At 72.9% G+C, this 21,375-nt stretch carries 11 protein-coding genes (1 of these 11 only partly in view); 7 read left to right on the top strand and 4 right to left on the bottom strand.

The window, feature by feature from the left end; translation table 11 throughout:
* The first annotated feature begins 133 nt into the window (after nucleotides 1–133).
* Entirely contained in the window at nucleotides 134–1,417 is a 1,284-nt protein-coding gene (locus ACWZEH_RS02745; RefSeq protein ID WP_456199408.1) for a TerD family protein, read from the top strand.
* Between the two features lie 89 nt (nucleotides 1,418–1,506).
* Here ACWZEH_RS02745 and ACWZEH_RS02740 read toward each other — a convergent pair whose 3' ends face one another.
* On the bottom strand, nucleotides 1,507–2,688 hold the full coding sequence (locus ACWZEH_RS02740) for a glycosyltransferase (protein WP_456195359.1): 1,182 nt from the start codon (nucleotides 2,686–2,688) through the stop codon (nucleotides 1,507–1,509).
* Nucleotides 2,689–2,745: 57 nt separating this feature from the next.
* On the opposite strand from ACWZEH_RS02740, the gene ACWZEH_RS02735 reads away from it, so the two are divergent.
* From ACWZEH_RS02735 to ACWZEH_RS02720, 4 genes are all read left to right on the top strand, one after another.
* Nucleotides 2,746–3,531 carry a glutamate racemase gene (locus ACWZEH_RS02735; protein ID WP_456195358.1) on the top strand — a complete coding sequence of 262 codons (786 nt, stop codon included), beginning with the start codon at nucleotides 2,746–2,748 and terminating at the stop codon, nucleotides 3,529–3,531.
* A gap of 100 nt (nucleotides 3,532–3,631) precedes the next feature.
* Entirely contained in the window at nucleotides 3,632–4,177 is a 546-nt protein-coding gene (locus tag ACWZEH_RS02730; protein WP_456195357.1) for a hypothetical protein, read from the top strand.
* Between the two features lie 575 nt (nucleotides 4,178–4,752).
* Complete coding sequence (lnt, locus tag ACWZEH_RS02725) at nucleotides 4,753–6,357, top strand: apolipoprotein N-acyltransferase (protein WP_456195356.1); 1,605 nt, start codon at nucleotides 4,753–4,755, stop codon at nucleotides 6,355–6,357.
* Nucleotides 6,358–6,432: 75 nt separating this feature from the next.
* Nucleotides 6,433–6,912, top strand: coding sequence for an NUDIX hydrolase (locus ACWZEH_RS02720; RefSeq protein ID WP_456195355.1), 480 nt, complete (start codon nucleotides 6,433–6,435; stop codon nucleotides 6,910–6,912).
* A 651-nt stretch (nucleotides 6,913–7,563) separates the two neighbouring features.
* On the opposite strand, the gene ACWZEH_RS02715 is transcribed toward ACWZEH_RS02720, so the two are convergent.
* Both ACWZEH_RS02715 and ACWZEH_RS02710 read right to left on the bottom strand, forming a co-directional pair.
* Nucleotides 7,564–8,823: a hypothetical protein gene (locus tag ACWZEH_RS02715; RefSeq protein ID WP_456195354.1), complete on the bottom strand. Its 1,260-nt coding sequence runs from the start codon at nucleotides 8,821–8,823 to the stop codon at nucleotides 7,564–7,566.
* Nucleotide 8,824: 1 nt separating this feature from the next.
* Nucleotides 8,825–9,667 carry an alpha/beta fold hydrolase gene (locus tag ACWZEH_RS02710; RefSeq protein ID WP_456195353.1) on the bottom strand — a complete coding sequence of 281 codons (843 nt, stop codon included), beginning with the start codon at nucleotides 9,665–9,667 and terminating at the stop codon, nucleotides 8,825–8,827.
* A gap of 257 nt (nucleotides 9,668–9,924) precedes the next feature.
* Between ACWZEH_RS02710 and ACWZEH_RS02705 the strand changes: the two genes are divergently transcribed.
* Complete coding sequence (locus tag ACWZEH_RS02705; protein ID WP_456195352.1) at nucleotides 9,925–11,718, top strand: AMP-binding protein; 1,794 nt, start codon at nucleotides 9,925–9,927, stop codon at nucleotides 11,716–11,718.
* 891 nt (nucleotides 11,719–12,609) lie between these two features.
* Here the strand turns inward: ACWZEH_RS02705 and ACWZEH_RS02700 are convergent.
* Complete coding sequence (locus ACWZEH_RS02700) at nucleotides 12,610–14,247, bottom strand: MFS transporter (RefSeq protein WP_456195351.1); 1,638 nt, start codon at nucleotides 14,245–14,247, stop codon at nucleotides 12,610–12,612.
* A gap of 543 nt (nucleotides 14,248–14,790) precedes the next feature.
* Between ACWZEH_RS02700 and ACWZEH_RS02695 the strand changes: the two genes are divergently transcribed.
* Nucleotides 14,791–21,375: the 5' portion of a non-ribosomal peptide synthase/polyketide synthase gene (locus tag ACWZEH_RS02695; RefSeq protein WP_456195350.1), read on the top strand. 22,461 nt of this gene lie beyond the right edge of the window; the window shows 6,585 of its 29,046 coding nt (coding positions 1–6,585); the start codon lies at nucleotides 14,791–14,793; its stop codon lies off the right edge, out of view.

Raw genomic sequence — 21,375 nt, 5'->3', positions numbered from 1 at the left:
GCCTGCGGTGATCGGCCTCTCTGCGCATGCCCCGTGGGAGTTGCCGCGCGCGGGTATTAGGTTGTGCGGACGGAACACGACGCATGCCGGGTATCGCCTGGCGAGGTGACACGTGATGGGGGCGGACATGTCAATGCCGAAGGGATCGAACACGCCGGTGCCGACCACGGCGCTCCGTGTGGAACTGGGGTGGCGCACCGGCCCCGGAGTGCCCGACGCGGACGCCTCCGCGCTCCTCTTGGCCGGCGGCAAGGTCCGCTCCGACAGCGACTTCGTCTTCTACAACCAGCCCGCCCATTCCTCCGGAGCCGTCCGGCACGAGGGCAAGCGGAACGCCGGCGGGCAGGTCACCGACACCGTCCTCGTCGACCTCGCGCGCGTGGAGCCCGGCATCGAGACGGTGATCCTCGCGGCCTCCTGCGACGGCGGCGCCTTCGGCCGGATCCCGGGCCTGTACATCGAGGTCAAGGACGCCGCGCAGGGCACCGTCGCCGCCCGCTTCGACAGCACGGGCGCCACCAGCGAGAGCGCCTTCGTGCTCGGCGAGTTCTACCGCCGCCAGGGTGCCTGGAAGTTCCGTGCCGTCGGACAGGGCTACAGCAGCGGACTCGAGGGCCTGGCCACCGACTACGGCATCACCGTCGACGAGCCGCAGCACACCGCCCCTGCCTCCCCGGCGGTCGCTCCACCGCCTCCGCCCCCGGCGCTCCCGGTCACCGCCCCGCCGCCTCGGCCGGCCACCCCTCCTCCGTCGGCCGCGCCTCCCGCCGCGTCGCCGGTCCGGCTCACCAAGGTGACGCTCACCAAGGCCGCCCCCTCCGTCTCGCTGGCCAAACAGGGAGGAACCTCGGGCGCCCTGCGGGTGAACCTCAACTGGCAGGTGCGTAAGCAGTTCTCCGGCTGGGCGGGCAAGCTGGGCCGTCCGGTCGCCATGCACTCCGACCTCGACCTCGACCTGTGCGCCCTGTTCGAACTCAGCGACGGCAGCAAGGGAGTCGTCCAGGCCCTCGGCAACGCGTACGGGGCACTGCAGCGGCCCCCCTTCATCCACCTCGACGGCGACGACCGCACCGGCGTCGTGGACTCCGGCGAGAACCTCACCGTCAGTCTCGACCACCAGCGGCACTTCCGCCGCATCCTCGTCTTCGTCACCATCTACGAGGGCGCCCGCTCCTTCGCCGACCTGCACGCCACGGTCACCCTCCAGCCGCAGCACGGCGCCCCGATCGACTTCTCGCTCGACGAGTGCACCGTTCCCTCGACGGTGTGTGCCCTCGCCCTCATCACCAACACCGGTGGCGACCTCGTCGTCCAGCGCGAGGCCCGCTACCTGGTGCCCGAGCGGGGCGTCAGTCCGCAGCGCACCGTCGACCGCGTCTACGGCTGGGGCATGAACTGGACCCCCGGCCGCAAGTGATCCCCGGCCGGCAGCGGCTTCGGCGGCACAAGATGCCAGGCCGGGCATGAGACGTCCTGACGCCTCATGACGCCTGACGGGCCGCCGGTTCAGCCCTCGTCGGGGTCGGGCACGGCGCCCGGACGCGGGTAGGTGCGGCCCTTCCAGGCCGCACCCCGCCCGCGGTGGTGCCGCACCGCCGAGTCGACCGTCATCAGCAGGTACAGGAACGCGGTGAACGGCAGCAGGGGAGCGAGCCACAGCGGCTGCCGGTAGTAGCGCAGCATCGGAACGTACGTCCCCGCCATCACCAGCCAGGCAGCCGCACCGGCGGCCACGGCCGGCGTACTCCCCGCCACCAGCCCCGCGACCACCGCCACCGGCGGCACCAGGTACACCAGCGCGAGACCCGCGACCGTACCCGCCAGCAGCACCGCGCTGTGCCGCAGCTGCGCGTACGCGCTCCGCGACACCATGCGCCACAGGTCGTCCAGCCGCGGGTACGGACGCACACTGTCCACCCCGTCCGCCAACCCCAGCCAGATCCGTCCGCCGCCGGCCTTGACCGCCCGCGCGAGCGCCACGTCGTCGATGACGGCCTGCCGGACGGCGTCCGGGATCCGCGCCCGCCCGGCCGTCTTTGCACGCAGCAGTACACAGCCCCCGGCCGCCGCGGCCGTCCGCGACCCGTCCCGCCCGATCCGGCGGAACGGATACAACTGCGCGAAGAAGTACACGAACGCCGGCACGATCATCCGCTCCCAGGTGCTCTCCACGCGCAGCCGCGCCATCTGCGAGACGACGTCGAACCCGCCGGTGCGGGCCGCCGCGACCAGCCGGCGCAGACTGTCGGGCGCGTGCGCGATGTCGGCGTCCGTGAGCAGGAAATACTCGGGCGCACGCGCGCGTGCCAGGCCGATCCCGTGCCGTACCGCCCAGAGCTTGCCGGTCCAGCCGTCCGGCGGCTCGCCGGGCGAACCCACGGTCAGCGGCAGTCCGCCGTGCCGGTCCGCCAGTTCACGCGCGAGCCGCCCGGTGCCGTCCGTACTGCCGTCGTCGACGAGGAAGACCTCCGCCCGCCCGGGATAGTCCTGGGCGAGCAGCGACGGCAGGCTCAAGGGCAGTACCGCCGTCTCGTCCCGCGCGGGAACGACCACGCACACCGACGGCCACGACTCCGGCTCCCGCCGGGGCGGAAGCCGGACGTCCGTACGCCAGAAGAAGCCCTGCCCGAGCAGCAGCCACAGCCAGGCGGCGAGGGAGACGACGGCGGTCCAGACAAGGGCGCTCACGTGCGCAGTCTGCCCCGGACGGGCGGCCGGACACGGCCCATCGTCTATCGTGACCGGGTGAAGATCGCGCTCATGGACTCCGGAATCGGCCTGCTGGCGGCCACCGCAGCGGTACGGCGCCTCCGCCCCGACGCCGATCTCGTCCTCTCCCTCGATCCCGACGGCATGCCCTGGGGGCCCAGGACCCCTCAGGACCTCACCGCCCGCGCCCTCGCCGTCGCCGAGGCGGCCGCCGCGCGCCGGCCCGACGCCCTGATCGTCGGCTGCAACACCGCGACCGTGCACGCGCTCACCGCCCTGCGCGCCCGCCTCGAACCGGTCCTGCCCGTCATCGGCACCGTCCCGGCGATCAAGCCGGCCGCGGCCGGCGGCGGACCGCTGGCGATCTGGGCGACCCCCGCCACGACCGGCAGCCCGTACCAGCGGAACCTGATCCAGGACTTCGCCGGCGGCGTCGACGTCGCCGAGGTGCCGTGCTGGGGGCTCGCGGAGGCCGTGGAACGCGCGGACGAGAACGCGATCGACGCCGCCGTCGCCGCCGCCGCCGAACTCACCCCGGACGAGGTGACGACCGTCGTCCTGGGCTGCACCCATTACGAACTGGTCGCCGAACGCATCCGGGCCGCGGTGCAGCGCCCCGGCCTGCCGCCGCTCGTCCTGCACGGCTCCGCCGGAGCGGTCGCCGCCCAGGCCATGCGCCGCCTCGGTGAGCGGCCCACCCCCGAGGCCCCGGCGACCGGCACTCTCACCGTGCTGCTGAGCGGACGCGAGGGCGCGCTGCCCCGGTCCGCCCTCACCTACGCGGAAGGCAGGCTGCTCCAGCAGGTCACCCCCGCGGGGTGACCCCGGCCACCCGACACCTCGGCTCCGCCCCCGCCCGGTGGGCGCAGTGACGCCGGGCGACGCGGGACCCGGGGAGCGAAACGTGAGTAACCTCGAGAGTATGAGGGAGCGTCCCCGCGGTGCCCACACCCCGTACCCCTACGTCTGGACCGGTCGCGCGACCAACCGGATGCAGTGGCTGCTGGCGCTGATCGGTGCCGCCTGCATGGCGCTCGGCATCGTGCTCGCCGTCGACTCGGCCTGGTCGAACGGCGCCGCGCCGCTGGCCATGGCCGTCGTCGGGTGCATCGGGGCCGGACTCCTGGTCCTGTTCGGCACCCTCGCCTTCGTGCACGTCGCGCTGCGCGTCGACGAGGACAACGTGGAGGTGCGCTGCGGCCACATCGGGGTGCCGCGCCGCCGCATCCCGCTGTCGCACGTCGCCGGGGCCGAGTTCGTCCCGCACGTCACCCCACGGCACTGGGGCGGCTGGGGCTACCGTTGGCGGCCCGAGAAGGGCACCGCGGTCGTCGTGCGCCGTGGCGAGGGCATCACCCTGAGCCTGTGGGACGGACACACCTTCACGATCACCGTGGACGACGCGGAGGCGGCGGTGACCGTCATCCGCGACCGTCTCCACCCGCGCCGGCCGGACCCGGAGGACTAGGACTGAGCCGCCGCGCCGGGGACGGTCACGGTGCGGGCCGGGCCCCGCGTACCGGAGCGTCCGTCGGCCGCTCCGGTGCACCGGAGGCGAGCGGACGGGCCGGCGAGATTCCCGCGAGCAGGCCCTCGCGCCCACCGGGACCGCGGCGCAAACCGGCACGTTGCCCACCGCGGCGACCGCCGCGACGGTCGTCAGCACCGCCCCCGCCGAGAGCACCACGGTCGTGGCACGCGGACTGCGCCACAGCGCGCACAACACCCGGCCGAAGGCCGACGCCGGCAGTGCCGCCCCGACGACGCCCTGTCCGGCCGCCGGCCGGAACGAGGCCGAGCGGGGCCTGCCGTCGGACAGCACGGTCCGGCCGGCCGGGGTGCTCAGCCCTCCTCCGAAGTACCCCGGCCCCCACCTCCCGGGCCCGCGTCGTGACGCACCCTCCCGAGCGCGTACCCGGTGCGGGACCAGCCGGTCCTCCAGTGCGTCGGCCGGCCCGGCGTTCCCGGCGACCGCCCAGGTCAGTCCCGTCACCCCGGCGGCGGCACGGCCGGTGCCCAGGCCGGTCGCCGTAGACTCGCGGAGTGACCGTCACCGCAATCTCCGTCGGCGAGTCGGACCCGATGCCCCCGCAGGCCGCGCCCGGTGCGTGGCGCCGGCGGCTCGTGCGCCTCGTTCCGTTCGCAGCGGCAGCACTCTCCGGGCTGCTCCTCTACGTCAGCTTCCCGCCGCGCACCCTGTGGTGGCTGGCGCTGCCCGCCTTCGCCGTCTTCGGCGGGCTGCTGCGCGGGCGGAGCTGGAGGGCGGGGCTCGGCCTCGGTTATCTCTTCGGCCTGGGCTTCCTGCTGCCGCTGCTGGTGTGGACCGGTGTCGAGGTCGGGCCGGGCCCGTGGATCGCCCTCGCCGTGATCGAGGCGGCCTTCGTCGCCCTGGTCGGCGCCGGTGTCGCCGCGGTTTCGAAGCTGCCCGGGTCGCCGGTGTGGGCCGCCGCGCTCTGGACCGCCGGGGAGGCGGCACGCGCGCGTGTGCCGTTCAGCGGGTTTCCCTGGGGCAAGATCGCGTTCGGGCAGGCGGACGGCGTGTTCCTGCCGCTCGCCGCGCTGGGCGGCACCCCCGTGCTCGGCTTCGCGGTCGCCCTGTGCGGCTTCGGCCTGTACGAGATCGTGCGCGTGGTCCTGGACGCCCGCCGCACCACAACCGTGCGCCGCGTCGCGGCGGCCGTCGGCGCGCTGAGCGTGGCGGCGCCCCTCGTGGCCGCGGCCGCCGCCCGGCCACTGGTGAGCGACACTGCCGAGGACGGCACGGCGACCGTCGCGGTCGTCCAGGGCAACGTGCCGCGTCTGGGGCTCGACTTCAACTCCCAGCGGCGTGCCGTCCTCGACTACCACGCCCGCGAGACGGAGCGCCTGGCCGCCGCCGTCGACGCGGGTGGGGCAGAGCGGCCCGACATCGTGCTGTGGCCGGAGAACTCCTCCGACATCGACCCCTTCGCCAACGCCGACGCGCGTGCCGTCATCGACCGCGCGGCGCAGGCGATCGGCGCCCCGATCTCGGTCGGCGCCGTGGTGGGCAAGGACGGCAAGCTGCTCAACGAGCAGGTTCTCTGGGACCCGGACAAGGGCCCCGTGGACATCTACGACAAGCGGCAGATCCAGCCCTTCGGCGAGTACCTCCCGCTGCGCTCCCTGGTCGGGGCGATCAACGACGAGTGGACGTCGATGGTCCGCCAGGACTTCAGCAGGGGCACCGAACCGGGCGTGTTCACCATGGCCGGCACCGGCGTGGGACTCGTCACCTGCTACGAGGCGGCATTCGACTGGGCGGTGCGCGACACGGTCACCGACGGCGCCCAGCTGATCTCCGTTCCCAGCAACAACGCGACCTTCGGCCGCAGCGAGATGACCTACCAGCAGCTCGCCATGTCCAGGGTCCGCGCCGTCGAGCACAGCCGTACCGTCACCGTTCCGGTGACCAGCGGCGTCAGCGCGATCATCATGCCGGACGGGAAGGTCGGCCGGAGGACCGACATGTTCGTCGCCGACTCCCTGGTGCAGGAGGTGCCGCTGCGCTCCTCGCTGACGCCGGCCACCCGCCTCGGCATCCTCCCCGAGATCGCCCTCGTCCTGGTCGCCGCGGGTGGTCTGGGGTGGGCCGTCGGCGCCGGTGTGCGCGGGCGGGTGCGCCGGTGAAGCGCAGTCGTACGCCCGGCGTACGCCTCCTGAAGCGTCGTGAAGCGGCCCGGCCTGCCCGTTAGGGTCGGAGGCATGGCTACCCCTGACTTCATCAGCACCCTGCGCGTCTCGGCCGGTCACCAACTGCTCTGGCTTCCCGGGGTCACCGCCCTCGTCTTCGACGACGAGGGCAGAGTGCTGCTGAACCGCCGGTCCGACACCCGTAAGTGGTCGGTGATCGGCGGCATCCCCGACCCGGGGGAGCAGCCCGCGGCCTGCGCGGTGCGCGAGGTCGAGGAGGAGACCGCGGTGCGCTGCGTCGTCGAGCGGGTCGTGATGGTCCAGGCACTGGACCCGGTGACGTACGACAACGGCGACATCTGCCAGTACATGGACATCACCTTCCGCTGCCGTGCCGTCGGCGGTGAGGCCCGGGTCAACGACGACGAATCGCTGGACGTCGCCTGGTTCGCCGTGGACGCGTTGCCGGAGCTGGACGAGTTCGGGCGCTTCCGGATCAAGCAAGCCATGACTGACGCACCCACATGGTTCGACCCCACTGCTTCCGGTTGAACCGTGGGGTGCAACCACATGGGGCGGGGCGGGGGCGCTACTAGGGTCGGACATGACCGCGCCCCACGCCCTCACCACCCCCCTGGCTCCCCTGCTCGACCTCGGTGGCCGTACCCCTCGTCACCGGCGCCGCCTGCGGCATCGGCCGCGCCTGCGCCCATCGACACCGCGAACCTGCTCGCCGAGACCCGCTCGGCCCTCGCCGGCCTGGAGCGCGCCAACGAGATCATCCAGGACCACAGCGGGGTCGTCTCGTTGAGCGGTACGGGAACGTGGTGGGATCATCCTGTCGCGCTTCGAGGTCCCCCCTTCACCAGTCTCGGACGAAGCCGCACCATCGAGTGACAGCACAGGCTGACGACCTCCCTGACCGCGGCATCCGAGGTCTCCGCCGCCCGCCGGGGTCGGCGCGCTCACGGCGCTGCACGTCGGAGGCGTAGCGCGTGCGACCCGTGCCGGGTTGCGGCGGGGGTCGCGTCTTCGGTTGCGTGACCCGGCGAACCGTTTCCGTGTCTGTGCAGGTCACTACGCTGTTGTGGTGCGGCCGGACCGCCGGCGTCCCTGTTGTAGCCGCTTTCGCCCAGGTCGCGGAAGTGTCCGCGGAGGGACCGGGAAGGGTGCCGGGAGATCTGGTGCTGGATCTTCCTCGCCTTACGCAGCGTGCGGCGTGCCCAGGACCTCGGTCATCACCGAGTGGACCGGGGCGCCGCTCAGCAGTTTCCCGAGTTCCCCGACGCCGTGTCGGCGTTGCGGCGGGGTGAGCGAGAGGTACTGCTCGATGCGTTCGTTGAAGGTCCGCCGGTACTTCATGTAGAGCTCGCGGTCCTCCCGGACGCGGCCGGCCAGCTCGACCAGGGCGGCGGTCCCGGCGAAGTCGTCCTCCGGCAGCGGATGACACGGAACCACGTCTGTGAACCGGCCCCCGGTGCGGCCGAACAACGTGCCGTCCAGTGCGCGCATGGTGAAGACGTGGGCGTAGTGCTGCTCGTGGATCGCCAGGGGCAGCCGCCCCAGGGCGACCGATTCGTGGAGTGCCGTGAGCCCGGGGGTCATCAGGTAGTCCGCAGTGTTCGCCGCCACCTGGAGCAATTCACGCTGGCGCAGGAGGCGGCAGTCGGCCCGGCCGCCCGCGGCCCGGATGGTCCGTTCCCGGCCCTCGCCGAACGGGCCGCCACAGACGAGGACGCGACGGAACCGGGGCCAGTCGCGCAGCAGATCCGGAAGCCACTGGTGCAGCAGGCGCACGTAGTCGTTGTTGACGTCGAAGTCCAGGAGGAAGTTCTTGAATCCGCCGATGTTGATCAACAGGTCGTATGCGGGCTCTGTGGCGCGCGCGACGTTCCGCAGGCCTTCGACGTCGATGATCGAGCCGGTCAGATGTATCTCGGGCCCCTCGCCCAGGGCGGCGAGTCCGGCTGCGCGCTCGGTGACGCCGGGGAAGTTCTGGACGACGCTGTGTGTGGCGAGCAGGTGAGCCGCGACAACCCGCTCGTGCGGTGAAAGACCCGACAGGTGCCGGTCGGCGGCCGCGAAGCGGGAACGTGGCATGGTCGTGCACAAGTCGCGGATTCTGGCAGGTGGTTGTGTGAGCTGCCAGAAACTGAACAGGCTGTCCACCATGGTCACGGGTCGCCGCGCCACGACGGACCGGAACACCAACTCGGCGTCCATGACGGAGACCACGTGGTCACTGCCCCGCAGCAGGTCGTCGATCATTGCTGACCCGGCGTTCTCCGACAGCCCGCTGATGTCGTGGATGGTGTCGAAGGCGTCGGGGTTGCGCCGGGCGAAGACAGCGGCGACGCCGGCTCCGACGAACACCCGCTCGTGCTCGTGGAGCGGCCGGGAAACCGCGACGAGTTCGGCGACCGGACCGAAGCCGCAGTTCTGCGCCCCCATCACGATCCGCACGTCACTGCCCTCCGCCGGCGGTCCCCCGCAGAGCGTCCGCCGCATCGGCCGCGAAGGTGAGCACCTCGACGAGCCGCTCGGCGAAGTCGGCGGGGTACCTCGCGTAGCCGACGTGCCCGCCGGGGAACAGTTCCACGTCGCGGCCGAGCCGGCCGGCAAGGACGAGCGTCGGGCGGTGCACGAGGTCCTCGCGTGAGGCATGGCCACCGGCCCACACCACTTTGCCGGCCACTTCCTCCAGCGCGGCGGGGTCGGGTACGAAGCGTGTGAACGGCCGGACGAAGTGGCTCAGGAAGAAGTCGGTATTGTTGTGCACTTCGGGGAGGGCCGGCGCGGGCCGGCCGCCGTGGAGGGCCTGCAGTTTGGTGAGGGCCGGCGCCATTCCCTCACGGAGGTACGTCTCGCAGATGTCGTCGAGAAGTGCCAAGTGCCGCTCGGCGTCCGCGAGGACGCTCAGAACAGGTGGCTCGTGGGCGACGGCCAGCCGGACTCTGCCCGGGTGGCGGATGGTGAGTTCCAGGGCGATGAGGCCGCCCGAGCAGCTCCCGAAGACGTACACGGGCTCGTCCGGGCCGGCGAGGTGTTCGATCAGGCGGTAGGCGTCGTCGGCGTGCTCCTCGACCCTCTGGTCCACCGGTGGGCCGTCGAGCACGCTGCGTGAGTTCCCGCGTGGATCGTAGGTGACGACGCGGTGGCTCCCGGCCAGGACGGCAGCCAAGCGTTTGTACACCGCCGCATCGGAGTTCCCTCCCCCGATGAGCAGCAGGAAAGGCCCCTCACCCCGTACTTCGAAATAGATTGTCGCGCCCGGTACCGCGAGCGTCCCGCTGTTCACTGGGTTCATCACACTCCAGGGGGCGAAACCGGTGTGGTGGCACAGCGTCGCACGGCCGGAACGGGCCGTGCAGGGCGCACGGGAGTGGGGCTGCCGGCTTGGTGAGCCCTTCGTCATCGCATGCGCTTCCCACTGCTCCCGTGCGCCGGTCTCATGGTGAGACGCACTGGGCATACCGGCCACGTCGGTCCCTGTTCTCGCCACAGCCCTCAGGCAAGGAGGCCCGGTTGACGGGCATCGAAGAAGTGCGAAAGATCCTCCGTGACTTGGGAATCGAGGAAGAGCTGCTACGTGAGGACGCGCAGTTGCGTGCGCATCTCGGACTCGATTCCGTCGACCTCACGCAAATCCAGCTGGACCTGGCCGAGCGCTTCGACACCCGCGTCGATCTCTGGGCAGAGCACGACTTCACCGTGCGGCAGCTCGGCGACATCGTCGGCGACCGCCGGCCTGGCGCGGGGGCTTGCGGGGAGTACCGGGACCGCGGCTGGTGGCGCCCGGAATTCCTGGACGACACCGTGCTGAGCACCCGCGTGCACGCGGGTCACCGCGCGGCAGTGGTCGACGCCGAGCGCACCTTCACCAGGGCCGAGCTCGATGCGGCGGTGTCCGGCTGCGCCGCCCGGCTGGCGCACACCGGCATCCGGCCCGGCGACACCGTACTCGTGCAACTGCCGAACCAGGCCCGCATCATCGTCCTCACGCTCGCGCTGATCAGGCTCGGTGCGCGTCCGGCGCTCGCCCTTCCAGCCCTGCGCGAGCACGAACTCGAGCCGGTGATCACCGCGTTGGCGCCGACCGCGCTGGCCGTACCGGCCCGGCATCAGCGCTTCGACCACCTGCGGCTCGCCGAGAAGCTCCGCGAGCGGCACCCGTCGGTACGCACCCTGCTCGTCTCGGTTGCCGGCGACCGGGCAGTCGGCCACGTGCACATCGACCGTCTCATCGAGGCCGGTGTCCCGGCTCCCGCCCATCCGGACCGGCATCCCTCGGACACCGCCCTCTTCCTGTTGTCGAGCGGAACCACGGGCGCCCCCAAACCCATCGCCCGAACCCATGAGGCGCTGGGTCACGTGATCCGTTGCGCGGCAGCAGCCTCGGGGCTGACACCCGAATCCGTGTTCCTCGCCGTCCTGCCGGTGACGCACGCCTTCGCCTTCTCCGCTCCAGGGGTACTCGGCACGCTCGCCAGCGGCGGAAAGGTCGTACTCGCCGCCCCGGATGATGCGACCGCCGCCATGGCGCTGATCGAGCGAGAACGCGTCACACACTGCGCGCTCACCCCCGCGCTCGCCCGGCAGTGGCTCGTCGCTCGCGCCGCCTCCAGCGGTCCTGACCTGTCGAGCCTGCAAGTCCTGCAGGTCGGCGGGGCGCGCCTGGACGAATCCACGGCTGTCCGACTGGCCAGTGCCTTCGACTGCCGAATCCAGCAGGTGTACGGCATGAGTGAGGGCCGGCTGCACTTCACCCGGCTCGATGATCCGCCCGAGGTGGCGTTCACCACGCAGGGACGCCCCTCCTCGCCCGGTGACGAGACCCTGGTAGTGGACGGCGAGGGCCGGCCCGTCGCCGACGGTGAGATCGGCGAACTCCTGGTCAGGGGGCCGGGTGTCATCACGGAGTACCACGGAGGCGCGGCAGCCTCATCGTTCACCTCCGAAGGTTTCTACCGCACCGGCGACCTCGTCCGCCGCCACGAGTCCGGGAACCTCGTGGTCGCCGGACGCGTCAAAGACGTGATCAACCGCGGGGGAGAGAAGATCCCGGCGGACGAACTGGAGGCGTTGGTGCTGGCACACCCCGGTGTGCGGGCCGCCGCGGCCGTCGCGATGCCCCATCGTGTGCTGGGTGAGGCCGTCTGCCTGTACGTCGTGGGCGGTGACGAGGGAGCACCGTCCCTGCGTGAGCTCCGCGGGCATTTGGAGGACAGCGGACTGGCCCGGTTCAAGCTGCCCGAACGGCTCGTCGAGGTTTTGGCACTCCCCTTGACCGCGGTCGGCAAGACGGACAAGGTACGGCTGCGCCAGGACATCGTGGCCCGGCTGGAGGCCGGGGGCTGACGTGGCGGGGCTCCTCCCGCCCCCTCCTCCCGCCGTTCCCGTCCGTTCTCCGACGTGCCACGGATCGTCGTAGCACTCCCCGTCCGGCCGTAGCGGGTGCCCAGACTCTCTCGGGGGCTGTCGCTTCCCGCGTCCCGCGCTCAGGACCTGCCGGGAGTCAACCTGTGGTTTTGCAACTGAACTCGCAGTTCAGCGCGCCCTCTGCCCACATGCTGTTCTCCGGCAAGGCCCCTACGACCTCGTGCATGGTTGGCGTGAGGACGCATCTGACTCGCGGTTGGTCCTTCGGTCATGTCCGCGCGAGGGGCAGTGCCAGTCGCCCGGCGTGGTTGGTGGTGGCTGTTGGCCGGTCAGAAGGCCAACGACGGCTCGGATGGTGTCGGGCAGGTTGTTCCGTCTGGTGTGGTGGGCGGGCGAGTGCTCACCGGTTCTCGAGGTGGTCGATGCCGTGCTCGACGAGGATGCTGGCTGAGGAATGTGCGAAGCGGGTTGCTTCGTCGTGTGCCATGACCCATCGCAGGTGTTCCGCAACAGCAGGTCGATGGCCTCGGACGCGGCCTTCAGGCCACCTTCGCCGTCGCCCGGCGAGTACGAGGGAAGAGGGGCGCCCTCCTCGTCCTCGTAACCTCGTCGGCCGAGCGGCAACATGTGGAAACTGTCCGCAGAAGCAGTGAGCCCGGCGGCGACGGACATCGCGGGCACCGGCCAGGAGAACCCGCCCGCGACCAGGTGGCGGACCGCGTCCAGCAACTGGTGGTGGCAGCACCCCTCGGGCCGCCCGTCCCCGCCCTGAAGCCAGGCCGGCACCGGCAGCAGCGGCCGGATGGCCGCCCACCCCAGCGGGAAACCTGTTCGACCCGCACGCTCCACGACCGGTTGGGGCAGGGCTTCTCAGGGCAGGTGCAGGTCAGAATCCAGGCCCTTGCGCGGGTTCGCATCCTGATCCCGGGCGGGGCCCGGTTCCTGTTCCTGTTCCTGTTCCGGGTCGGGGTCCGGCTCCTGAGCGGGTTCCCCGTGCGCGGTGCGCAGGGGCGTCTCCCGCATCAGCAGGACGGCGGTCAGCGCGAGCAGGGCGAAGGGCACGGCGCTGGCGAACACGTCGCCGAAAGCCCGCCCGTACACCGCCCGGACGCTCTCCACGGCCGAGGGCGGCAGCACGCCCAGGTCCGGCAGGCCGCCGTCGAGCCCGGTCCCGGCCGCGGCGTGTGCGCAGGACAGGGCGTCCACGCGGGCGGTCAGCAGGGAGCCGAGGACGGCGAGCCCGAGTACACCGCCGAGGCTGCGGGAAAGGACCACCAAGGTGGTGGTGGCGCCCAGGCCGTCCGGCGGCGCCGCGTTCTGGGCGATCAGCACGAGATTCTGCGAGACGATGCCGACGCCCGCGCCTCCCGCGAACAGGGCGGCGCTCACCAGCGGCAGTGGGGTGTCCGCCCCCACGGTGCCCATGAGTGAGAAACCGAGGACCAGCAGCAGGCCTCCGACGGCCAGGAGGTGTTTCCAGCGGCCTCGCGCGGCGATCAGACGGCCGGCGACGCCGGAGGCCACCAGCAGACCCGCGATCATCGGCAGGGTCAGCAGGCCCGACACGGCCGGCGACTGCGCCCGGGCGGTCTGGAAGTACTGACCCAGCAGGGCGGGAGCGGCGAACAGCGCCGGTCCGACCGCGAAACCGGCGAGCGCCGACAGGGCGACGGTGCGGTCGCGCAACAGGCGCAGCGGCACCAGCGGATCGGCGGCCCGTGACTCGCGACGGACGAACAGCACGGCCAGGACGAGCACGGCGCAGGCCGCTCCCGCGGTCGGCCAGGACACCCACGGGACGCCGTCACCGGCCCGGGTGACGGCGAGGAGGAGCGTACCGACCGCCGCGGTGAGCAGGACCGCGCCCCAGAGGTCGGGGCGGGATCCGCGCGTCGCGCGCCCAGAACCGGCTCCGAGCGCGGGCAGCCGCAGTGTCCGGTGGAGGGTGAGTCCGGCGCCGGCCGCGAGGAACACGCCCAGATGGAAGCAGCCGCGCCAGCCCACCCCGGGGGTGTCGGCGAGGAGGCCGCCGAGCGGGGGGCCGGCGACCGTTCCGGCCGTGATGACCAGTGTGATGCGGCCGTTGTACCGGCCACGCTCTCGTGGCGGGACCAGCGCGGCCATGATGACCTGGGCCAGCGCGTTCACCCCGCCGACTCCCAGCCCCTGCACAGTCCGGCCCGCGATGAGCTGCCCGACATCACCGGCCAGCGCGCACCACGCCGACCCGAGGGCGAACAGGCCGAGCGAGCACTGGATCAGCGTCTTGCGGTCCGTGAGGTCGGCGAGCTTCCCCCAGAGCGGCAGACTCAGCGTGGAGGAGACCATCGTGGCCGCGACGACCCAGGTGAAGGCGGCCTGGCTGCCGTCCAGGTCGGCGACGACGCGGGGCAGCGCGGTGACGACCACGGTGCTGGACAGCAGGCCGGCGAAGAGGCCGAGCAGCAGGGCGCGGAACGCGCGGCGGGTTTCGGCGGGGCTCATCAGAGGGGTGCCGAGCTGCGCCATGAGGGTCCTCGGGGGTCGCTGCCGCACGGCGCGGCGGGAAGGGTCGGGAAAGCATCGGGAAGAGACGGGGAAGGGGTCGGGAGGGGTGGGGCGCGGTGAGTGCCGGCGGAGGGCCCGGGGACGCGGAACCGAAGAGGCGCCGCGACGGCTCGATGATGGCATCCGGCCGCGGACGGCGGATGCCGCCCCGGACCGTACATATCACCGCAGTTGGGGGGAAGTTCAACCAGGTGAACATGAGGTCCCCGCATGTGATGCCGGGGTGAATGCCGGGCGTGCGCCACAGGCGGAATGCGCGGTTTCCGACCCGGTGCCGACCGCCGCGGAGGCCCGCGCGGTGCGGGACGGTTCACCTGAAGATCATTTTCTGTGAGCGGGCACCCCGGCCTGTCAACTCGCCGTGCTAGACACCGAGGTGACATTCGATCACCACGGACCGAGGTCGGTCGACGCGGTGAGTGCCGCGGTCACCAGGGCTTTCCCGGTCCGGTACCGAGGTCGGGCCACGCTCACCGCTCATCCGTATGCCTGGGAGTTACGTACGTGCTAGACGACCACCCTTGTGGCCTGCCGCTGACCCCGGGACAGTCGGGCATCTGGTTCGGCCAGCAGCTGGCACCGGAGAGCCGCGCCTACAACCTCGGCATCTACGTCGACATCGCCGGTCCGCTCGACCTCGCGCTGCTGGCCGAGGCGACGCGCCGCTTCCTCGACGAGGCCGACGGGTTCCGCGTCCGGATCGGGGAGCACGAGGGTGAACTGCGCCAGTGGGTCGAGCCGACCGGTGCGTGGGAGCAGCTCTTCGTCGACGTGTCGACCGAGGCCGACCCCGAGGCCGCGGCACACGCCTGGATGAAGGCCGACATGGCGCGCCCGCGCCTCCCGGGCCACCTGCCGAACCTCACGAGCGCGGTGATCCGCGTCGCCGAGCAGCGCCACTGGTGGTACTCGGGCATCCACCATCTGATCAGCGACGGGTTCGGCGCCGGGATCGCCGTACGGCGCGCGGCAGCCGTCTACACCGCGCTCTCCGAGGGGCGCGACCCCGCGGAGGGCGCCCTGCGGCCGGTCCGGGAACTGCTGGACGAGCAGGCGGCCTACCGGGCCTCGGAGGACTTCCGCGCCGACCGGGCGTACTGGCTGGAACGGATGGCCGGCCGGCCCGCACCGGCCGGGCTGGTGGAGCAGGCCGCGCCGCCTTCCGCCCCGGTGCACCGGCGGACCTCATGGCTGAGCCCCGAGACCGAGTCGGGGATGCGGAAGGTCGCGCGAAGCGGCCGGTCGAGCTGGCCGGCCGCCTTCGTCGCGGGCGTCACCGCCTATCTGCACCGGATGACCGGGGCGGACGACCTGGTGCTGGGCTTCCCGGTCACCGCGCGGGTCGGTTCCGTCGCGGAGGCCGCCCCCGGCATGGTGTCCAACGTCGTCCCACTGCGGCTGAGGGTGGACCCCGGCCTGACGTACGGCGAGCTGGCCGCCCGGGTCGCGGCCGAGATGAAGAACGCGGTGCGGCACCAGCGCTATCCGGAGGCGGACCTCGCCCGCGACCTCGGTCTCTCCGCGGGGGGCCGGCTCTATGGGCCGGTCGTCAACGTCATGCCGTTCGGCCAGAACTTCACCTTCGGCGGCCTCCACGGCTCCCTGCACAGTCTGGCCGTGGGGCCGGTGGCCGACCTGTCGGTCGCCTGCTACGGCGGGCGCCCGGGACAGCGCGGCGCGATCAAGGTCGTCGTCGACGGGAACCCCGAGCTGTACTCGGCCGGTGAACTGGCCGGACACCACGAGCGGTTCCTGCGGATGATGGAAAGGCTCACCGCGGGGGACGACGCCGCCGCGCGGCCGATCGGCCACGGTGACCTGCTCGACGAGGACGAGCGCCGACGCGTGCTGGGCGGTTGGTCCGGTGGTGCCGGAGCCGTCGGCATCGTCGCCCCCGCCGGGGAGAGCGACGCGGAAGACGCCCCGGAGAGCGACCCGTGGCGGCTGGTCGCGGCGCAGGCGGCCCGAACTCCGGACGCCGTCGCGGTGACCGCCGGGGGAACGTCCCTGACGTACGGCGAACTGGTCGGCCGGGTGGCCCGGCTGGCCGGCGTCCTGACCGGTCACGGAGTGGGGCCGGAGGACCGCGTGGCGCTGGCGCTGCCACGCTCGGTGGACCTGGTGGCCGGCGTGCTGGCCTGCCTGCGTTCCGGCGCCGCCTATCTGCCGCTGGACCTCTCGCACCCGGCGGAGCGGCTGGAACTCATGGTGGCCGAGGCACGGCCGGCCGTGGTCCTGACGACGGCCGAACTGGCCGAGCGGGTGCCGCGGGGCCCGCGACGCGTGCTGACCGACGGGCCGTGCGACGTCACCCCCGCCGACGCCCATACCCATGCTCAGGCCCCTGCGGAGGCCGACGTCGCAGCGCCGCCCGCCACGGTGCACGGTTCGGCCGCGGCGTACGTCATCTTCACCTCGGGGTCGACAGGACGGCCCAAGGGCGTGGTCGTCCCCCGGGCGAGCCTCGCCAATCTGCTGCTGGACATGGCCGGGCGGGCCGGCCTCGGCGGCGGCGACCGCCTGCTCGCCGTGACCACGCTGGGCTTCGACATCGCCAACCTGGAGCTGCTCGCGCCCCTGGTGGCCGGTGCCGCGGTGGTGGTGGCCGGACCTGACGAGACACGCGACCCGGCACGGCTGCGGCGACTGCTGCTGACCGAGGGTGTCTCGGTGATGCAGGCGACGCCGAGTCTGTGGCAGGCGGTGTCCGCGGAGGTCGCCCCCGCCCTCGGCGGCGTCCGGGTCCTCGTCGGCGGTGAGGCGCTGCCGGCCGCACTGGCGCGTGAACTCGTCGCGTCCGCCGCGTCGGTGACCAACGTCTACGGACCCACGGAGACGACGGTCTGGTCGACCGCGGCGGACCTGTCGGCCGAGGACGCCGAAGCGGCGACGGTCACCATCGGACGGCCGATCGCCGGTACCGCGGTGTACGTGCTGGACGGGGCGGCGCGACCCGTGCCGCCCGGTGTGGTGGGCGAGCTGTACATCGCCGGCGCCGGACTGGCGCGCGGGTACGCGGGACGGCCCGGCCTGACGGCCGAGCGCTTCGTGGCCAACCCCTTCGGCGCCCCCGGAACACGCATGTACCGGACCGGCGACCTCGTACGGTGGACGCGGGACGGCCGGCTCGCCCACGTGGGCCGGGCGGACCAGCAGGTCAAGGTGCGCGGATACCGTATCGAGCCGGGCGAGATCGAGGCCGCGCTCGCGCAGCAGCCGGGCGTGGACCGCGCCGCGGTCGTGCTCCGCGAGGACACGCCGGGCCGGCGGCAGTTGACGGCGTACCTCGTCCCGGGCACGGAGCCGGTGGCAGGCGAACACGAGCTGGCCGCGGCGCTGGCGCGGCGCCTGCCCCCGTACATGGTGCCCGCCGTCTTCATGACCCTCCCGGAACTGCCCCTGACGGCGAACGGCAAGCTCGACCGGGCCGCGCTGCCCGCACCGACGGCGGCCGTCCCCGGTGGCGGACGGACGCCACGGAACCCGGTCGAGGAGACCCTCTGCCGGCTCTGCGCCGACCTGCTCGACACACCGGGCGTGAGCATCGACGACGACTTCTTCGCCCTCGGCGGCGACAGCGTCTCGGCGATGAGCCTGGTCGCCGCCGCACGCCGCGAGGGACTGACCATCGCCCTGCGCGACGTGTTCGAACACCCGGCCGTGGTGAACCTCGCCGCCCGCGCGGTCCCGCAGGAGGACGCCACGGGCGACGCCTCTTCGGTACCGGAGCCCTCGGACGCCACCCTGTTCGCCGAGGCGGAACTCCGGCGCCTGCGCGCCCGCTACCCGCGACTCTCGGACGCCCTGCCCCTGACTCCCGTACAACAGGGCCTGCTGTTCCAGTCCCTGCACGACGCGCGGGCCGCCGGGGACGACGACTACACCGTGCAGCTCGGCTTCACGGTCGAGGGCCCGCTGGACGGGCACCGGCTGCGTGCGGCCTGGCACGCCCTGCTGGTCCGGCACCCCGTCCTGCGCTCCGCGTTCGTCGCCGACGCCGCCGACGTACCGGCGCAGGTGGTGCTCGACGGCGTCGAGCTGCCCTGGCGCGACGTGGACCTCACGGAGCCGCCCACGGACGCCGACGCCCAGGAGCGGGACCGGCGACTGCGGCAGGTCGCCGCCGAGGAGCGGGCCGGACGCTTCGACCTGGCACGCCCCCCGCTGCTGCGGATCGCCATGGTGCGGCTCGCCCCCGAGCGGCACACCGTGCTCTTCACCCACCACCACATGCTGCTCGACGGCTGGTCGCTGCCCCTGCTGGGCCGTGAGCTGTTCGCGTTGTACCACGACGAGCCCCTGCCGCCGGCGACCCCGCCACGCGCGTACCTGTCCTGGCTCGGACGGCAGGACCGTGACGCGGCCCGCGCCGAGTGGAGTGCCGCGCTCGACGGGCTCGACGCACCGACGCTCCTCGTGCCGGACGCCGCCGAAGCGGCGGAGCCGGCGCAGGGCCGGTACACCGTCGACCTGCCGGCCCGTACCACCGACGCCCTGCGGGACCTGGCCGCCGCGCACGGCCTCACCCTCAACACCGTCGTCCAGGGCGCCTGGGCCCTCCTGCTGGCCGGGCTGACCGGGCGCGACGACGTCGTGTTCGGCACCACGGTCGCCGGCCGTCCCGCCGAGATCGACGGGGCCGAGTCCATGGTCGGGCTGTTCGTCGACACCGTTCCCGTGCGCGTCCGGCTGCGTCCGGCGGACGACCTGCTCGGTGTCCTGCGCGGGATGCAGCGCCGGCAGTCGCGCCTCACGGCCGTCGCGCACCTGGGCCTGCCGGACATCACCCGCCCGACCGGGCTCGCCCGGCTCTTCGACACCGTCCTGACCTTCGAGAACTTTCCCGTCGACCCGGCCACCTTCCGGCCGGGCCCCGGCCTCGGCATCACCGATCCGCACGTCCACGCGGGCACCCACTACGCGCTGACCCTGCTGGTGGTGCCGGAAACCGCCGGGCTCAGCCTGCGGTTCGGCTACCGGACCGGTGTCTTCTCGCCGGAGGACATCGCCCTCGTCGGTGAACGGCTGGTGCGGTTGCTTCAGGGGCCGGTCGCCGACCCCACCCGGACCGTCGGCGCCGTCGACGTGCTCCTCCCGAAGGAGCGGCGGCAGGTGCTGGCGGAGTGGAACGACACCGCCGTGCCGGTGCCGCCGGTCACCGTGCCCGAACTGGTCGCGGCACAGACGGCGGCCACGCCCGACGCGACCGCCGTGGTGTACGGGGACGGCGGGGACGGTACCGAGGAGCTGACGTACGCCGAGTTCGACGCCCGGGTGGCGGCGCTCGCGGCGCTGCTGCGCGAGCGTGGGGCCGTGCCCGAGACCCGCGTGGCCGTCGCCGTGCCGCGTTCGGCGGACCTGCTCGTCGCCGTCCACGCCGTGCTGCGCGCGGGCGCGGTGTACGTGCCGGTGGACCCGGACCTGCCGGCGGAGCGGATCGGGCTGCTGCTGGACGACGCGGCCCCGGCCTGCGTCCTCACCACGCGCGGCCTCGTCGAGCGGTTCCCCCGCCTGAGCGGCCCGGACACGATCCTCCTCGGGGACGGCGCGCCCGCCGGTGACGGTGGAACCCTGTCCTCGCCGGTCCCCGTGGCGCCCGGCTCGGCCGCGTACATGATCTTCACCTCGGGCTCGACCGGCCGTCCGAAGGGCGTCGTCGTCTCCCACGAGGCCATCGTCAACCGGGTGCTGGGCATGCAGCGGGAGTTCGCCCTGACCGCCGACGACCGGGTGCTGCACAAGACGCCCGTCGGGTTCGACGTGTCCGTGTGGGAGCTGCTGTGGCCGCTGACCACGGGCGCCACGGTGGTCGTGGCACGCCCCGGCGGACACCGCGACCCGGAGTACCTGGCGGCGGCCATCGAGACCCACCGGGTGACGACGGTGCACTTCGTCCCGTCGATGCTCCGGATGTTCCTCGACTTCCTCGACGAGCCCGCCGCAGCCGCGGCGGGGGCCGGGCTGCGGCGCGTGATCTGCAGCGGCGAGGCGCTTTTGGCCGAACTCGCCGACACCTGCCTCGGCCTTCTCGGCGTTCCGTTGTTCAATCTGTACGGGCCGACCGAGGCGGCCATCGACGTCACCCGGTGGAGTTGCGTCCCCGCCGGGACGGGCACCACGGTGCTTGCCGGGACGGGCACGGTCCCCATCGGTGGTCCGGTGGACAACACCCGGGTGTACGTGCTCGACGCGGCGCTCCGGCCGGTCGCCCCGGGCGTCGCGGGTGAGTTGTACCTGGCGGGACGCCAGCTCGCCCGCGGTTACCCGGCCCTGCCCGGGACGACCGCGCTCCGCTTTGTGGCCGACCCCTTCGGCCCCGCGGGCAGCCGTATGTACCGCACCGGCGACCTGGCGCGGTGGCGCGGCGACGGCACGCTGGAGTACCTGGGCCGGACCGACCACCAGGTCAAGATCCGAGGGGTGCGCACCGAGCCCGCCGAGATCGAGGCCGCGCTCGCCGGGCACCCGGCGGTGAGCCGGGCCGCGGTGACCGTCCGGGAGGACGAGCCGGGCCGACGGCAGCTCACCGCCTACGTGGTGCCGGCCCTCCACGGACGTGACACGGACGTGTCCGGGCCCGAGCAGGAACAGGTACAGGTACAGGAGTGGAACGCCGTCTGGGAGTCGGTCTACGCGCCCGCCGCCCAGACACCGTCCGCACCGAGCGCCGCCGGGGAGCTTCCGGCCCGCGAACCCGCCGCCTTCGGCGACGACTTCACCGGCTGGGACAGCAGTTACGACGGCCGGCCCCTCCCGTACCGGGAGATGAGCCGCTGGCGCGACGCGACCGTGGAGCGGATCCGCGCCCTGCGTCCCGTACGCCTGCTGGAGATCGGCGTCGGTGCGGGCCTGCTGCTGTCGCGGCTCGCCGGGGACACCGAGACCTACTGGGCGACCGATTTCTCCGCCGCGGTGATCGGCACGCTGCGCGACCGGCTGCCCGGCCACCTCGCCGGCCGCGTCACCCTGCGGCACCAGGCGGCGGACGACACCGAGGGCCTGCCCACCGGGTTCTTCGACACCGTCGTACTGAACTCGGTGATCCAGTACTTTCCGGACGCCGGCTACCTGGACCGGGTGATCCGCGCC

Source organism: Streptomyces yamdrokensis (genome assembly GCF_053890455.1).
The sequence above is the reverse complement of the archived record's forward strand: the minus strand, read 5'-3'. Positions and strand labels throughout refer to the sequence as shown.

Coding starts and splice junctions, on each gene's coding strand:
- ACWZEH_RS02720 (WP_456195355.1), top strand. CDS start 6,433: ATGGCTACCCCTGACTTCATCAGCACCCTGCGCGTCTCGGCCGGTCAC.
- ACWZEH_RS02710 (WP_456195353.1), bottom strand. CDS start 9,667: ATGAACCCAGTGAACAGCGGGACGCTCGCGGTACCGGGCGCGACAATC.
- ACWZEH_RS02745 (WP_456199408.1), top strand. CDS start 134: ATGCCGAAGGGATCGAACACGCCGGTGCCGACCACGGCGCTCCGTGTG.
- ACWZEH_RS02730 (WP_456195357.1), top strand. CDS start 3,632: ATGAGGGAGCGTCCCCGCGGTGCCCACACCCCGTACCCCTACGTCTGG.
- ACWZEH_RS02700 (WP_456195351.1), bottom strand. CDS start 14,247: ATGGCGCAGCTCGGCACCCCTCTGATGAGCCCCGCCGAAACCCGCCGC.